Source organism: Azospirillum sp. TSO35-2 (assembly GCF_003116095.1).
GTDB lineage: Bacteria > Pseudomonadota > Alphaproteobacteria > Azospirillales > Azospirillaceae > Azospirillum.
This window is the reverse complement of record NZ_LGRA01000013.1, coordinates 1,342-15,213: the sequence shown is the minus strand read 5'-3', so window position 1 is coordinate 15,213 and position 13,872 is coordinate 1,342. Positions and strand designations below refer to the sequence as shown.

Sequence of the window (13,872 nt, the reverse complement as noted above, 5' to 3'; positions counted from 1 at the left end):
AAGGCAAGCCGGTGGCGGCTGTTTAACAGAACTCGCGCGCCCGGGCAAAACATGCGGCCAGGAAAATACAGGCGGGAAAAGGCAGGCAAGGAAAAGGCGCCGCCCCGGTTGCCCGATGGCGGCGCCTTCCCTCAAACCCCAGCCGAAGGCGGGGACCGGCGTCAGTTGACGACGGTCACGCCACGGCGGTTCTGCGACCAGGCGGCCTCACCCGAGCCAGCCACCGCCGGACGCTCCTTGCCGTACGACACGACGGTGACGCGGTTGGCGGGGATGCCCTTGGCGGCCAGGTAGTTCTTCACCGAGTTGGCGCGACGCTCGCCGAGCGCCAGGTTGTACTCGCGGGTGCCGCGCTCGTCGGCGTGGCCTTCGATCGTGATGGTGACCGAGCCGTAGGTCTGCAGCCACTTGGCCTGACGGTCCAGGGTGGCGCGAGCCTCCGGCGACAGGTCGAAGCGGTCGAAGCCGAAGAAGACGCGGTCGCCGACGTTGACGACGAAATCTTCCGCCGAGCCCGGACGGACGGCCGACTGGTTGGCACCGGTGTTGGCGCCGTTGGCGGCGTCGTTCGGCGTGGATTCGCAAGCGGCGAGCAGAGCAACCGCGGCGAGAGCGAGGAACTTCATACGCATGTTCAGGGACCCCTTGAACGACAGTCGTTGATTTGACCGGTCTTTATCCGCGTGAGAGCCGCTTCTTCCCGCCAAGCCCCGACGGTAAGACGACATCCGGCCTTTGTCTTCGCCTTGCTCCCGCGCCGCCGCAAAATAGGGCTACTCCACTAGGGAATCAAGGGCGACCATGCAGGGTCCGATGCGTCCAGCGGGGTGCTGACCCGACGTTCGTTCGCACCGGTGATGTCGATGGTGTACAGCTTTGCGTTGCGACCACGACCGTCACCCGACGGCAAGTCCTTGAAGTACATCAGAACACGGCCGTTCGGCGCCCAGGTTGGGCCCTCGACATGGTAGGACTCGGTCAGGATTCGTTCACCCGTCCCGTCCGGGCGGATTACCCCGATTGCAAAGCTGCTTCCACGCTGGCGCGTGAAGGCGATCAGATCGCCGCGCGGCGACCACACTGGGGTGCCGTAACGGCCCTCGCCGAAGCTCAGCCGCTTCACCCCGGAGCCGTCGGCGCCCATGATGTAGAGCTGCTGGCTGCCGCCGCGGTCCGACTCGAAGACGATCTTCTGGCCGTCCGGCGAATAGCTGGGGCCGGTGTCGATGCCCGGCGAGTCGGTCAGCTGGGTCTGGCGGCGCGTCCGCAAGTCAAGCGTGTAGATGTCGGTGTTGCCGTTCTGCGCCATCGACATGACGACCTTGTTGCCGTCCGGCGAGAAGCGCGGCGCGAAGGTCATGCCGGGGAAGTCGCCCAGCACCTCCTGGCGGCCGGTGTCGATGTTGAACAGGTACACGCGCGGCTTCTTGTTGAAGTACGACATGTACGTGATTTCCTGGGTCGTCGGCGAGAAGCGCGGCGTCAGGACCAGCGTCTGCCCGTCGGTCAGGAACTGATGGTTCTCGCTGTCCTGGTCCATGATGGCCAGTTGCTTCTTGCGCGCGTTCGCCGGCCCCGACTCGGCGACATAGACGACGCGCGTGTCGAAATAGCCGTCCTCGCCGGTCAGGCGCTTGTAGATGGCGTCGGCGACGATGTGGGCGATGCGGCGCCATTCCTGCGGCGAGGCGCTGTAGCTCAGCCCCTGCATGTACTGGCCGGCGGCGACGTCCCACAGGCGGAAATCCACCTTCATGCGGCCGTCGCCGCCGGTGGTGGTGTTGCCGGCCACCAGCGCCTGGGCGCCCAGCGCCTTCCAGTCCTGGTAGCGCGGCTCACCGGTGCGCAGCTGGTCCGGCGTCTGCAGGAAGCCGCGCGGGTCGAGCGGACGGAACAGGCCCGAACGCTCCAGGTCGGCCGAGATCACCTTGGAGATGTCGGCGCCGATCTGCGCATCGCGGCCGCCGGACCCGGCAAAGCTGGTGATCGCGATGGGCAGCGGTTCGGCCACGCCCCGCGTGATGTCGATGCGCAACTCGGCGCGCGCCTCCTGCGGAGCGGCAACGCCGAGGGAGAGGAGAAGCGCGCCGGAGAGCCCGGCCAGCTTCAGGAGAAGCCTCGTCTTCGTCGTCATGGTCAAAACATGTCCCTCGGGTCGAAATTGAACACGATGAAGCGCCAGTCTTCATAGGTCTGGGCCGTGAACTCGCTGGTCAGCAGATCCAGCGGGCTGGATCGCTTGACCGCGCGCACGGCGGCGTCGGCCGACGCGCGGAAGGCGGCGTCCGACATGTAGCGCGACCGGTACTTGTCGTCGATCCAGGCGCGGATCACCGAATGGTCGCGGCCGACCTCCACATGGATCTCGATCTGCATCGACGCTGCGTCCTTGCGGCCGGAGTCGACGTTCCAGTTCTTGCTCAGCTGGCCGCGGATGGCGTCCAGCGCCCGGCCCGACGGCTTGAACGGCCGGTCGGGGCCGTTCGTCGCCTTCGCCGCGCCGCTGGGCGCCGCCGACGCGGTCTTCTGGCTGGGCTTGGCGTCGCTGTTGGCGCTGGCCGATGCCTTGCCGTCCGCCTTCGGGTTGTCCGACGGCTTGATCTTCCCGACGTTCGACAGCAGGTCGGACAGCGGGTCGGTCTTGGCCGACGGCTTCTCCGGCTGCTTGGCCGGGGCGTCCGACTTCTTCGGTTCGGCCTTGGCGACCTCCTTCGACGGCTCCGGCTTGGCCGGTTCCGGCTTCTTGGGCTCGGCCTTGGGCGGCTCCGGCTTCTTCGGCTCCGGCTTGGGCGGTTCCGGTTTGGGCGGTTCCGGCTTCGGCTCGTGCTTCGGCGGCTCCGGCTTGGGAGGCTCGGGCTTCGGGGGTTCCGGTTTCGGCGGCTCCGGCGGCTTCGGAGTCGGCGACGGCGCCGGATCCGGGGGAGGCGGCGGCGGAGGGGGCGGCGGGGGTGGCGCCGGGGTCGGCTTGGGCGGCGGCGTCGGCTCGCGCGGGGGCGGCGGCACCTGGGCGACCTTCGGCGGCTCCGGTGTCTTGGTTGGCGGCGGCGGGGGCGGCGGCGGCTCGTCCTCCGCGTCGGGTGGTTCGGGCGCCGGCGGGGCCGGCTTCGCCTCGGGCACCGGCGGACGCGGCGCGGCGTTGGCCGGCTTCGGCTCGCCCTTCTCGGTGCGGGCGGCCTGGGTCACCTCGCCGATGTCGACGATCTCGATCGGGATCGAGGCGGCCACTTCCAGTTTGCGATCGCTGGGCGGCAGGCCGAGCACCATCAGCGCGACCAGCGCGACGTGCAGCACCGCCGAGGCGATCAGGGGCTTGCGCATGGGAGTTCCGCCCGCCTCAACGCGCCGGCTTGGCCCCGACCCGCGCGGAGGACGCGGTCGGACCGTTCGGCATCTCGGCGACCAGACCGACCTTCTTGAAGCCGGCTGCGCTCATCGTCCCCATCACCTCCAGCATCTTGCCGTAGGCGATCTTGGCGTCGCCGCGCACCAGGATGCGGGCTTCGGGGTTGTTGTTGGTCACCGCGATCAGCAGCGGCACCATGTTGCCCAGCTCGACCGGGGTTTCCTGCACGAACAGGCGTCCGTCGGTCTGCACGGTGACGAACAGCGGGTCCTTCTGCTGCTCCAGTGGAGCGGCGTTGGTCTTGGGCAGGTCGACCGGCACGCCGACGGTCAGCATCGGGGCGGCGACCATGAAGACGATCAGCAGGACCAGCATGACGTCGATGAACGGCGTCATGTTGATCTCGGCCATCGCGCGATAGCCCCGGCGCTTGCCGCGGCCGTGGGATTTGCCTGCGAGTTGTCCGGCCATGGTTCAGGCGGCTCCCCGCTCCTCGAGGTGGCGGGACAGGATCGCCGAGAACTCGCCGGAGAAGGTGTCCAGCCGGTCGGCGTAGCGGCCGAGGTCGGTGGAGAACTTGTTGTAGGACAGCACGGCGGGAATGGCGGCCAGCAGGCCCATGGCGGTGGCGAACAGCGCCTCGGCGATGCCCGGCGCCACCACGGCGAGGCTGGTGTTGCCCGACCCGGCGATCGAGGTGAAGGAGTTCATGATGCCCCACACCGTGCCGAACAGGCCGATGAAGGGCGCCGTCGAGCCGACCGAGGCCAGGAAGGTCATGTAGCGTTCGGCCCGCGCCATCTCGCGGCCGATGGTCACCGCCATCACCCGCTCCACCCGCTGCTGCAGCGACCCCTTCATCGTGCCGGCGATGCCGCGGTCGGCGGCGTGGCGCCACTCGCGCATGCCGGCGGCGAAGGTCGCCGCCATCGGGTCGCCCGGCGTCTGGCCGATGCGGTCGTACAGCGCGTCCAGCGAGCCGCCGGACCAGAACGCCTCCTCGAAGGCGTCGGCCTGGGCGTTCAGCCGGCGGATCCGCATCAACTTCTCGATGATGATCGCCCAGCACCAGATCGAGGCGACGACCAGCATCAGCATCACGATCTTGACGATCGCGTCGGCCTGCCAGAACAGGCCGAGGATCGTCACCTCGTGAGCCGTTGCGGCAGCGTTGCCGACCAGTTGGGCGGTTTGCAGGGCATCCATCGCAGTCAGTCTCGCGTTTGCGCTGTGGGCACGGGGGTGGGGGAGTAAGAGAGGGTCAGAGGGCCGAAGATCAAAGGGACAAAGTCAGGAACCGGGCGATCAGGAAGACGGGGAGGCGTCGCGGGTACGGTCCGTCTGGGTCTCATACAGCGCCGCCATCGCGGCGCGCACCGGTTCGGGAAGGCGTACGGCCCGTCCGGCCCGATTGATCGTCACCAGCTGCAGGTCGGCGCGCGCCAGCACGCGACCGTCGCGGCGGATGATGTGTGCAACTGCGAAGGAGGCTCCGCGGATATCGACGATTCGCGTTTCCACTTCAAGCGTGTCCTCAAGCTTGGCAGGGGCGTCGAAATCGATGGTCGCGCGCCGTACCGCAAATGACACACCTGTGGCATCGCCCCCGGGCGCCGCCATCTCGGTCTGGCGGAAGCCCAGCAGGTACAGCATTTCCGACCGCGCCCGCTCGGCGAAGCACAGGTAATTGGCGTGGTAGACAATCCCGCCGGCGTCGGTGTCCTCGTAATAGACGCGCAGCGGAAAGCGGTGCGTCCCATCCGATGCGAACCAGCCGGACAGCGTGGACCCGGTGGGCGTGGGGGTGGAACCGGCGGCCGCGTCACTCATCGGCGCCCTCATCCGCAGAGTCGGGGGCGTCCGGGATGCGGTCGAGCAGGTCGAGTTGCCGGACCGGCGCGCTCGGCGGGTTGAGCCCGAGATAGCGGAAACCCTGGTCGGTCAGCATGCGCCCGCGCGGCGTCCGCTGCAGGAAGCCCTGCTGGATCAGGTAGGGTTCCACCACCTCCTCCAGCACGTCGCGCTGCTCGCCCAGCGCGGCGCCGAGCGTCTCCACCCCGACCGGTCCGCCGCCATAGTTGGTGGCGACCAGCCCGAGATAGCGGCGGTCCATGCTGTCGAGGCCGAGCCGGTCGACCTCCAGCCGGGTCAACGCTGCGTCGGCAACGCGCTTGTCGACCTCCTCCACCCCGGCGACCGCGGCGAAATCGCGCACCCGGCGCAGCAGCCGCCCCGACACGCGCGGCGTGCCGCGCGACCGGTTGGCGATCTCCCGCGCGCCTTCCGGCGTGATGCCCATGCCCAGCACGCCGGCGGCGCGGCGCACGATCAGTTCCAGCTCGTCCGGTTCGTAGAATTGCAGGCGGACGGGAATGCCGAAGCGTTCGCGCAACGGGCGCGTGATCAGGCCGCTGCGCGTCGTGGCGCCGACCAGGGTGAAGGGCGGCAGGTCGATGCGGATCGACCGCGCCGACGGGCCTTCACCAATGATGAGGTCAAGCTGGAAATCCTCCATGGCGGGATACAGCACCTCTTCCACGGCGGGATTAAGGCGATGAATCTCGTCGATGAACAAAACATCGTGCGGCTGCAGGTTGGTCAGCAGCGCCGCCAGGTCGCCGGCCCGCGCGATCACCGGGCCGGAGGTGGCGCGGAACCCCACCCCCAGCTCGCGCGCGACGATCTGCGCCAGCGTGGTCTTGCCCAGGCCGGGCGGGCCGAACAGCAGCACATGGTCCAGCGCCTCGTTGCGGGAGCGGGCGGCCTGGATGAAGATCGACAGGTTCTCGCGCGCCTGGCGCTGGCCGATGAACTCGGCGAGCGTCAGCGGGCGGATCGAGGACTCGGCGCCGTCGCCGCTGCCCTGACCCGGCTGGACCAGACGATCGTGGTTTGGGTCGCTCATTGGCTCAGTTCCTTCAGGCCCTGGCGGATCAGGTCGGAGACGCCGGCGCCGTCACCCAGCACCCGCCCGGCGGCGACGACCGCGCCGAAGGCCTCCGACCGGCCATAGCCGAGATTGACCAGCGCCGACACCGCGTCGGCCAGCGCCGGGCTGGCGCCGGGCACCCCGGCGGGCGCGCCCTTGACCGGTGCCGCACCGGCGCCGGCCGCGGGGCCGAGCGCCAGATTGCCGACCTTGTCCTTCAACTCGTTGAGGATGCGCGCCGCCACCTTCGGCCCGACGCCGTCGGCGCGGACCAGCGCGGTCTTGTCCTGCGCCGCGATGGCGCGGGTCAGCTGGTCGGGGTCGAGCACGCCGAGGATCGACAGCGCCAGCCGGGCGCCGACGCCCTGGATGGTGGTCAGCAGCTTGAACCACTCGCGCTCGGCCTGATCGCCGAAGCCGTGCAGGACGATGCGCTCCTCGCGGATGAAGGTCTCGACCACCAGCGACACCCGCTCCCCCACCGCCATGCGCGACAGCGTGCGGTTGGAGCAGGACAGCAGGTAACCGACGCCGTTGACGTCGATCACGACCCAGTCGGTGCCGGTGGAATCGACGATGCCGGTCAGCTTGGCGATCATGGATCAGGACTCCGAATCCCTCTCCCGCCCCGGGAGAGGGTGGCCCGCAGGGCCGGGTGAGGGGTTCGCCACGGCGACCGGCCGCCGCAGAACCGACGTTTCCTCCAGCCGCGCCTTGATCATCGTCAGAACACCGTCGAGGTTGTCGCCAACGTCCGTATTCCAAAATCGCACGATCCGGAAACCGGCCTGCTCCAGCATCTTGGTTCGACGCTCGTCGTGCGCGGCGCGCTGTTCCGCATGCTGACCACCATCGAGTTCGATGATCAACCGGTGGTCATGCGACACGAAGTCGACGGTGAAGCCGAAGATCGGCTCCTGCCGGCGGAATTTGGCGCCCAGCTGGCCGTTCCGCAGCTTCTGCCACAGGAGCTTTTCCACCTCGGTGGAATCACGGCGAAGCACGCGTGCGCGTTCGGCTTCCTGAGGGGCGGGATAGCGTTTGGCTTGTGTGGCGAGCGGCGAGGCGGATGGCCCCTCCCCCCCCCCGCCTGCGGCGGGTCCCCTCCCTCTCCCGGGGCGGGAGAGGGCCTTCTGGGGCTTTTCCGCTCCCTTCCGCCACATCGACCAGCTCGCGCGGTGGTGGGCGTGGCAGATCGCCACGGCCAGGGCGTCGGCGGCGTCGGGGCTGCCGATCTCGCAGCCGGGCAGCAGCAGGCGAACCATCATCTGGACCTGCGCCTTCTCGGCGCGGCCCTGCCCGACCACCGCCTTCTTCACCATGTTGTTGGCGTATTCCGCCACGGCCAGCCCGGCCTGGGCCGGGACCAGCAGGGCCACGGCGCGGGCCTGCCCCAGCTTCAGCGTCGACACGGCGTTGGCGTTGACGAAGGTTTCCTCCACCGCCGCCTCGTCGGGGCGGTAGCGCTCCAGCACCGCCGACAGGGCGTCGTGGAGCTGGACCAGCCGTTCGGCCAGCGAGCAGGAGTCGTCGGAATGCACCGCGCCGTCGGCGACGTGGCTCAGGCGGTTGCCCGCCACGTCGATGATGCCCCAGCCGGTGTGGCGCAGGCCGGGGTCGATCCCCAGCAGGCGCACCGGCGTGGGCACCGTCGCATCAGTCCGTCCGGCGCGCGCAACCACGGCCCCCGTCTCCCGCCAGTCCCGACTCATCGCCGGCCCGAACTCCGGCCCGGCACCGATCCGCCTTGCGCTTACGCGGTCAGCTTCTGCATCAGCTCGTCGGAGATGTCGAAGTTGCCCTCGACCGCCTGGACGTCGTCGTTGTCCTCCAGCACGTCCAGCAGCTTCATCAGGCTGGCGGCGGCGTCCTCGGACGGCGCGACGGTGTTCAGCGGGCGCCAGGTCAGCCGGGCGCTCTCCGCACCGCCGAACTTGGCCTCCAGCGCGTCGCGCACGAGGCCGAAATTCTCGACCGTGCTCGTCACCTCGTGGCCGTTCTCGTCGGATTCGACGTTGTCGGCCCCGGCCTCCAGCGCCACCTCGAACAGGGCGTCGGCGTCCGCCGCGGCGGCCGGGTAGAAGATGGCGCCGACCCGGTTGAACATGAAGCTGACCGAGTTGGTCTCGCCCAGCGTGCCGCCATGCTTGGTGAAGGCGGAGCGGACTTCCGAGGCGGTGCGGTTGCGGTTGTCGGTCAGCGCCTCGACGATCAGGGCGACGCCGCCGGGGCCGTAGCCCTCGTACCGCACCTCTTCATAGTTGGTGTCGTCGCCGCCGCCCGGCGTGCCCTGCTTGATGGCGCGGTCGATGCGGTCGCGCGGCATGTTCTGCGCGCGGCCGGCCAGGATGGCGGCGCGCAGCCGCGGGTTGGCCGCCGGGTCGGGCAGGCCGCTCTTGGCGGCGACGGTGATCTCGCGGGCGAGCTTGTTGAAGATCTTGGACCGCTTGGCGTCCTGTGCGCCCTTGCGGTGCATGATGTTCTTGAACTGGGAATGACCGGCCATGGGTCGAACGAGCCTCGAAAAACGGAATTTGGTCAATCGGCGGGTGAGCGCACGACACATGTAACAGGTCTGCCGCCCCACCGCACCTTTTCGGCGCGGGAGACGACACCCACCGGATTAGAAAGTCAATATGGCGAGATTGCGGCGCGGCCCCAGCGGGAGCCTGGCCGCGGAAGCGGCGAGCGCTATTGCATCCGTTCAGGCAAGGTCTGGCTCAGGCGGCCGCCGACGCGCAGCGGCTCGATGCGCAACGCCAGCCCGGTGCGGTCGTCGGTCTCGACGTAGCAGCCGCAGACGGTGCCCTCGCCTTCCGCCGGCGACAGACGCTCGGTCGGCAGCTTGCGCACCATCTTGGCCAGCGCGATCTCCTTCTTCATGCCGATGGCGCTGTCATAGTCGCCGCACATGCCGGCGTCGGACTGGTAGGCGGTGCCCTTCGGCAGCACCATGTGGTCGGCGGTCGGCACATGGCTGTGGGTGCCGACCACCAGCGAGGCGCGGCCGTCGCAGTGATGGCCCATGATCATCTTCTCGCTGGTCGCCTCGCCGTGCATGTCGATCAGCACCGCGTCGACGCCGCCCGGCCCCAGCCGGTGCGCCTTCAGCACCCGGTCGACCGCGGCGAACGGGTCGTCCATCGGCTCCATGAACAGGCGCAGCAGCACGTTGACGACCAGCACCTTGCGCCCGCCGCGCGCCTGCAGCAGGACGAAGCCGCGGCCGGGCGTGCCCTCCGGGTAGTTCAGCGGGCGGATGATGCGCGGCTGCTGCTCGATGGTGCCGACCAGCTCCTTCTGGTCCCAGGTGTGGTTGCCCAGCGTCACCACGTCGATGCCGGCGGCGAAGAACTCCTCGGCGATCTTGACGGTGACGCCGTAGCCGCCGGCGGCGTTCTCGCCGTTGACCACGGTCAGGTCGGGGTCCAGCCGCTCGCGCAGCGCCGGCATGTGGTTGATCACCGCCTCGCGCCCGGCCCGCCCGACCACGTCACCGAAAAACAGAATCCGCATCGCCACCCTGCTCCCAAAACCCTGAAAACCTGTGAAAACCTACACGCCGATCCGGAGCGTCTCGCGCTCCGTCACGATCCAGTCCAGCCGCTGGTCATGGCCGTCGACCGGGACCGCCGCCATTTCCTGCGCGGCGAAGGCGACGCCGACCGCCACCACCCGGCCCAGATCCCGCAGCGTGTCGAGCGTCCGGTCGTAATAGCCGGCGCCATAGCCAAGCCGATGCCCGCCGCGGTCGAAGGCCAGCAGCGGCACCAGCAGCAGCGACGGCCGCAGCAGCGCGCGGCCCTCCTCCGGCTCGTGGATGCCGTAGCGCCCGACCGCCATCGGCAGTGCCGGATCCCAGGCGCGGAAGACCAGCGCCGTGCCGCGCGGCCCCGACACCGGCAGCGCCACCGGATGACCCAGGGCTTTAAGATGGAGCAAAGCCGGCCGCGCGTCGAGTTCCGAACCAAGCGGCCAGTAACCGCCGACGGCGCCCCGCGGCAGATGGCCGTCGCGCGCCAGGGCGGCGACACGGTCGCGCACCGCGGTGGCGGCGGCGTGGCGGTCAGGATCGGCGATGGAGTCGCGCCGGACGCGCGCCGCGCGGCGGGCGGCGTCCTTGGCCTGCCGGTCGGCGGACTCCCGGTCCGCGGTCGGCTTGTCCGCATCCGGCGGGCCGATCATCGCGGACTCGTGGCCGTCGTCGGGAAAAGAAGGGCGGAAGGTGCCGCCTCGGCCGGTGGCCATATGCCTATCCTCCATGGCCTGCATGAGCAGGTGGGCGCCATATACCCGGGCCTAGGGCCCGGACAGGGACAGCTCCCTAGAGTTCAAGGTTATCGGCCCTGGGGATTATTGCAGCCTGTCGAACCAGGCAGCGGTCCTTCCGTACACCAATCTAGGCACGTTCGAGCCGCGCGGCAACCTCTTCGATGCGTTTTGCCACGGTATCGAGCTGACCGGCCACCGCGGCCTCGTCGACCGCCGGGGCGATCCCGCGCCCGGCCATCACGTCCTGCAATTCGTCGGCGAGGACCAGGCAGGTCATCAGCATCATCTGCGCCTCCGCCCCGCTGCGGCCGCCGCCGGTCAGCTGGCGCAGGCGGCCGTCGACGTAGGCGGCCAGCTCGCGCAGCCGCTCCTCCTGGCCGTCCTCGCACAGCATGCGATAGGCGCGGCCGTTCACCTCGAGGTCGACTTGGGCCATGGCTCAGCTCTCCAGCACATGTTGCAGGCGGGCGATGGCGACCTCCAGCCGCTGCGACACCGCCTCCGCCGTGGCCTGGGCGGTCGCGCGGTCTTCCCTCGCGGTTTCCAGCGCCTGCGACAGGTCCTGTTCGCGCCGGCCGACCCGCTCCTCGCGGGCGGCGGCGGCGTGTTCCAGCCGGTCCACGGCCCGGCCGAGACGGTCGAGAGCGGCTTTCAGGGAGTCCATGGACGTCAAACCTCGACCAGTGGGCACGTCGTGCAGCGGGGGACCCGACGCCCGCCCGGAAACCGGTGAAGCCGAGCCGCTGCCGTTGCGAGCCGATAGAGTTGGGCCGCCACGCCGGCCGCGTCAACCGTTCCGAAGTTCCTTACCACTGAAAGCCGATGCGGAACGCCACGGCGTGACGGAAGGCCGCAGCGGTCCAACCGTCCCGGGACCATGCCGGATTTCCTTGCCGATACCGCTCCCCGGTCCGGCGCGACCTGCCATGCCCGGTCCACCCCCAATCCCATGTTGACCTGGGCACGGCGGTTCTGCATGGTGCGCCCGTTTCGCGGCGCCCTTTCGGGCGACCGTGCAACGACCGTTGCCGCTGCCGCAACCGCGCGCCCGACCCGCAGGAAACGCCCCGATGTCCGCTGCCTCCGCCGCCCAGCCTTCCCTCCACACGATGGCCAGCGCGATCCGCGCCCTGTCCATGGACGCGGTCGAGGCCGCGAAGTCCGGCCACCCCGGCATGCCGATGGGCATGGCCGACGTCGCCACGGTGCTGTTCACCCAGTTCCTGAAGTTCGATCCGAAGACCCCGGCCTGGCCCGACCGCGACCGCTTCGTGCTGTCGGCCGGCCACGGCTCGATGCTGCTCTACTCGCTGGCCTACCTGACCGGCTACGAGCGGATGACGATCGACGAGATCAAGCGCTTCCGCCAGCTCGGCAGCCTGACGCCGGGCCATCCGGAAGTCGACCCGACGCTGGGCATCGAGATGACCACCGGGCCGCTCGGCCAGGGCGTCTCCACCGCGGTCGGCATGGCGCTGGCGGAGCGGATCACCAACGCCCGCTTCGGCGACGAGCTGATCGACCATTACACCTACGTCATCGCCTCGGACGGCGACCTGATGGAGGGCGTCAGCCACGAGGCCTGCTCGCTGGCCGGCCATCTCGGGCTGAACCGCCTGATCGTGCTGTGGGACGACAACCACATCTCCATCGACGGCTCGACCGACCTCAGCTTCACCGACGACACCCAGGCGCGTTTCCGCTCCTACGGCTGGAACACCATCGCCGTTGACGGCCACGACACCGACGCGGTGTCCAAGGCGATCGCCCAGGCGCGGACCTCCACCGACAAGCCGACGCTGATCGCCTGCCGCACCATCATCGGCAAGGGCGCGCCGAACAAGGCCAACACCCACGGCTGCCACGGCTCGCCGCTGGGCGCCGACGAGGTCGCCGCGACCCGCACCGCCATCGGCTGGACCCACGAGCCCTTCGTCGTTCCCGACGAGGTGCTGGCCGCCTGGCGCGCCGCCGGCACCCGCAGCGCCGATCAGGTGCGTGCCTGGAACGAGCGCCGCGCCGGCCTGACCAAGGGCGCCGGCGCGGCGTTCGACGAGGCGTTCGGCCGCGGCGTTCCGTCCGCCCTGACCGACACCATCGTCGCCTTCAAGGAAAAGGTCAGCGCCGACAAGCCGAACTGGGCGACCCGCGTCGCCTCGGGCAACGTGCTGGAGGTGCTGGTCCCGGCGATCCACGAGATGATCGGCGGTTCCGCCGACCTGACCCCGTCGAACAACACCAAGGTCAAGAACACCGCCGACGTGAAGGGCAAGGGCGAGTTCGCCGGCCGTTACGTCCGCTACGGCGTGCGCGAGCACGGCATGGCGACGCTGATGAACGGCATGACGCTGCACGGCGGCGTCATTCCCTACGGCGGCACCTTCATGCAGTTCGCCGACTATTGCCGCCCGTCGATCCGTCTGGCCGCGCTGATGAAGCAGCGCACGATCTTCGTGATGACCCACGACTCGATCGGCCTCGGCGAAGACGGCCCGACCCACCAGCCGGTCGAGCATCTGGCGGCGCTGCGCGCCATCCCCAACCTGCTGGTGCTGCGCCCGGCCGACGCGGTCGAGACCGCCGAGTGCTGGCAGATCGCGCTGGAGGCCACCGGCGCCCCGTCGGTGCTGGCGCTGACCCGCCAGAACGTGCCGACCCTGCGCACCGAGCACACGGCCGAGAACCGCAGCGCCCGCGGCGCCTACGTCCTGGCCGAGGCCGAGGGCGCGCGCAAGGCGACCATCCTCGCCACCGGTTCGGAGGTTTCGCTCGCCATGGAGGCCCGCAAGGCGCTCCAGGCCGAGGGGATCGGCACCGCCGTCGTGTCTATGCCGAGTTGGGAACTGTTCGCCAAGCAGGACGACGCGTACAAGGCCAGCGTGCTCGGCACCGGCGTGCGCGTCGGCGTCGAGGCGGCCATCCGTCTCGGCTGGGACCGCTGGCTGGGTGACAACGGCACCTTCGTCGGCATGGCCGGCTTCGGCGAGTCGGCGCCCTACCAGGAGCTCTACAAGCACTTCGGCATCACCGCCGAAGCGGTTGCGAACGCCGTCAAGGCGCGTCTCTGAGAGAAGCGGAGGGGCGCCCGGCAGAGTGTGGGCGCCCCGGATCATCAAAACTGGAGGAAGTCATGGCTGTTCGGGTAGCGATCAACGGTTTTGGCCGCATCGGCCGTCTGGTTCTGCGCGCGATCTACGAGAGCGGCCGCAAGGACGTCGAAGTGGTGGCGATCAACGACCTCGCCGACCTCAAGGCCAACGCCCACCTGCTGAAGTACGACAGCGTCCATGGCCGCTTCCCCGGCACCATCGAGACCGGCGACGGCGTT

The 13,872-nt window shown here is 69.6% G+C and carries 16 protein-coding genes, 1 other RNA gene and 1 pseudogene; 2 read left to right on the top strand and 16 right to left on the bottom strand.

Annotated elements, in window-relative coordinates; genetic code table 11:
- Positions 1 to 161 precede the first annotated feature (161 nt).
- From pal to TSO352_RS07435, 16 genes and pseudogenes are all read right to left on the bottom strand, one after another.
- On the bottom strand, positions 162 to 632 hold the full coding sequence (gene pal / locus TSO352_RS07505) for a peptidoglycan-associated lipoprotein Pal (protein ID WP_109106738.1): 471 nt from the start codon (positions 630 to 632) through the stop codon (positions 162 to 164).
- Positions 633 to 781: 149 nt separating this feature from the next.
- Entirely contained in the window at positions 782 to 2,134 is a 1,353-nt protein-coding gene (tolB, locus tag TSO352_RS07500; protein ID WP_109106737.1) for a Tol-Pal system beta propeller repeat protein TolB, read from the bottom strand.
- Positions 2,135 to 2,136: 2 nt separating this feature from the next.
- Entirely contained in the window at positions 2,137 to 3,318 is a 1,182-nt protein-coding gene (locus TSO352_RS07495) for a hypothetical protein (RefSeq protein WP_109106736.1), read from the bottom strand.
- A gap of 16 nt (positions 3,319 to 3,334) precedes the next feature.
- Positions 3,335 to 3,814: a biopolymer transporter ExbD gene (locus TSO352_RS07490; RefSeq protein ID WP_109106735.1), complete on the bottom strand. Its 480-nt coding sequence runs from the start codon at positions 3,812 to 3,814 to the stop codon at positions 3,335 to 3,337.
- A gap of 3 nt (positions 3,815 to 3,817) precedes the next feature.
- The gene (tolQ, locus tag TSO352_RS07485) at positions 3,818 to 4,549 is read right to left on the bottom strand and encodes a protein TolQ (protein ID WP_109106734.1); all 732 of its coding nucleotides are present in this window, start codon (positions 4,547 to 4,549) and stop codon (positions 3,818 to 3,820) included.
- Positions 4,550 to 4,648: 99 nt separating this feature from the next.
- Positions 4,649 to 5,173, bottom strand: a complete 525-nt coding sequence (locus tag TSO352_RS07480; RefSeq protein WP_109106733.1) for a YbgC/FadM family acyl-CoA thioesterase — start codon at positions 5,171 to 5,173, stop codon at positions 4,649 to 4,651.
- Positions 5,166 to 6,248 (bottom strand): Holliday junction branch migration DNA helicase RuvB, encoded by a 1,083-nt coding sequence (ruvB, locus tag TSO352_RS07475; protein WP_109106732.1) that lies wholly within the window; start codon positions 6,246 to 6,248, stop codon positions 5,166 to 5,168. Before ruvB ends, TSO352_RS07480 begins: the two co-directional genes overlap by 8 nt.
- Positions 6,245 to 6,871 (bottom strand): Holliday junction branch migration protein RuvA, encoded by a 627-nt coding sequence (gene ruvA, locus TSO352_RS07470; protein WP_109106731.1) that lies wholly within the window; start codon positions 6,869 to 6,871, stop codon positions 6,245 to 6,247. Before ruvA ends, ruvB begins: the two co-directional genes overlap by 4 nt.
- 3 nt (positions 6,872 to 6,874) lie before the next feature.
- The gene (locus TSO352_RS33865) at positions 6,875 to 7,435 is read right to left on the bottom strand and encodes a DUF559 domain-containing protein (RefSeq protein ID WP_247872025.1); all 561 of its coding nucleotides are present in this window, start codon (positions 7,433 to 7,435) and stop codon (positions 6,875 to 6,877) included.
- Between the two features lie 9 nt (positions 7,436 to 7,444).
- Positions 7,445 to 7,909: pseudogene (ruvC, locus tag TSO352_RS33860) on the bottom strand (crossover junction endodeoxyribonuclease RuvC); the annotation flags it as partial.
- A 116-nt stretch (positions 7,910 to 8,025) separates the two neighbouring features.
- Entirely contained in the window at positions 8,026 to 8,778 is a 753-nt protein-coding gene (locus tag TSO352_RS07460) for a YebC/PmpR family DNA-binding transcriptional regulator (protein ID WP_109106729.1), read from the bottom strand.
- A gap of 185 nt (positions 8,779 to 8,963) precedes the next feature.
- On the bottom strand, positions 8,964 to 9,788 hold the full coding sequence (locus TSO352_RS07455; RefSeq protein WP_109106728.1) for a TIGR00282 family metallophosphoesterase: 825 nt from the start codon (positions 9,786 to 9,788) through the stop codon (positions 8,964 to 8,966).
- A gap of 39 nt (positions 9,789 to 9,827) precedes the next feature.
- The gene (locus tag TSO352_RS07450; RefSeq protein WP_109106727.1) at positions 9,828 to 10,457 is read right to left on the bottom strand and encodes a 5-formyltetrahydrofolate cyclo-ligase; all 630 of its coding nucleotides are present in this window, start codon (positions 10,455 to 10,457) and stop codon (positions 9,828 to 9,830) included.
- Between the two features lie 36 nt (positions 10,458 to 10,493).
- Positions 10,494 to 10,657: non-coding RNA, 6S RNA (gene ssrS / locus TSO352_RS07445), on the bottom strand.
- A gap of 14 nt (positions 10,658 to 10,671) precedes the next feature.
- The gene (locus tag TSO352_RS07440; RefSeq protein WP_109106726.1) at positions 10,672 to 10,980 is read right to left on the bottom strand and encodes a cell division protein ZapA; all 309 of its coding nucleotides are present in this window, start codon (positions 10,978 to 10,980) and stop codon (positions 10,672 to 10,674) included.
- A gap of 3 nt (positions 10,981 to 10,983) precedes the next feature.
- Positions 10,984 to 11,208, bottom strand: a complete 225-nt coding sequence (locus tag TSO352_RS07435) for a hypothetical protein (RefSeq protein ID WP_109106725.1) — start codon at positions 11,206 to 11,208, stop codon at positions 10,984 to 10,986.
- Positions 11,209 to 11,614: 406 nt separating this feature from the next.
- Here TSO352_RS07435 and tkt point away from each other — a divergent pair, with 406 nt between their 5' ends.
- Positions 11,615 to 13,612: a transketolase gene (tkt, locus tag TSO352_RS07430; protein ID WP_109106724.1), complete on the top strand. Its 1,998-nt coding sequence runs from the start codon at positions 11,615 to 11,617 to the stop codon at positions 13,610 to 13,612.
- Between the two features lie 62 nt (positions 13,613 to 13,674).
- Positions 13,675 to 13,872: glyceraldehyde 3-phosphate dehydrogenase NAD-binding domain-containing protein (locus TSO352_RS07425; RefSeq protein ID WP_247871960.1), on the top strand; the 198-nt coding region annotated here is incomplete at its 3' end.

Coding starts and splice junctions, on each gene's coding strand:
- pal (WP_109106738.1), bottom strand. CDS start 632: ATGCGTATGAAGTTCCTCGCTCTCGCCGCGGTTGCTCTGCTCGCCGCT.
- tolB (WP_109106737.1), bottom strand. CDS start 2,134: ATGACGACGAAGACGAGGCTTCTCCTGAAGCTGGCCGGGCTCTCCGGC.
- TSO352_RS07495 (WP_109106736.1), bottom strand. CDS start 3,318: ATGCGCAAGCCCCTGATCGCCTCGGCGGTGCTGCACGTCGCGCTGGTC.
- TSO352_RS07490 (WP_109106735.1), bottom strand. CDS start 3,814: ATGGCCGGACAACTCGCAGGCAAATCCCACGGCCGCGGCAAGCGCCGG.
- tolQ (WP_109106734.1), bottom strand. CDS start 4,549: ATGGATGCCCTGCAAACCGCCCAACTGGTCGGCAACGCTGCCGCAACG.
- TSO352_RS07480 (WP_109106733.1), bottom strand. CDS start 5,173: ATGAGTGACGCGGCCGCCGGTTCCACCCCCACGCCCACCGGGTCCACG.
- ruvB (WP_109106732.1), bottom strand. CDS start 6,248: ATGAGCGACCCAAACCACGATCGTCTGGTCCAGCCGGGTCAGGGCAGC.
- ruvA (WP_109106731.1), bottom strand. CDS start 6,871: ATGATCGCCAAGCTGACCGGCATCGTCGATTCCACCGGCACCGACTGG.
- TSO352_RS33865 (WP_247872025.1), bottom strand. CDS start 7,435: ATGTGGCGGAAGGGAGCGGAAAAGCCCCAGAAGGCCCTCTCCCGCCCC.
- TSO352_RS07460 (WP_109106729.1), bottom strand. CDS start 8,778: ATGGCCGGTCATTCCCAGTTCAAGAACATCATGCACCGCAAGGGCGCA.
- TSO352_RS07455 (WP_109106728.1), bottom strand. CDS start 9,788: ATGCGGATTCTGTTTTTCGGTGACGTGGTCGGGCGGGCCGGGCGCGAG.
- TSO352_RS07450 (WP_109106727.1), bottom strand. CDS start 10,457: ATGATCGGCCCGCCGGATGCGGACAAGCCGACCGCGGACCGGGAGTCC.
- TSO352_RS07440 (WP_109106726.1), bottom strand. CDS start 10,980: ATGGCCCAAGTCGACCTCGAGGTGAACGGCCGCGCCTATCGCATGCTG.
- TSO352_RS07435 (WP_109106725.1), bottom strand. CDS start 11,208: ATGGACTCCCTGAAAGCCGCTCTCGACCGTCTCGGCCGGGCCGTGGAC.
- tkt (WP_109106724.1), top strand. CDS start 11,615: ATGTCCGCTGCCTCCGCCGCCCAGCCTTCCCTCCACACGATGGCCAGC.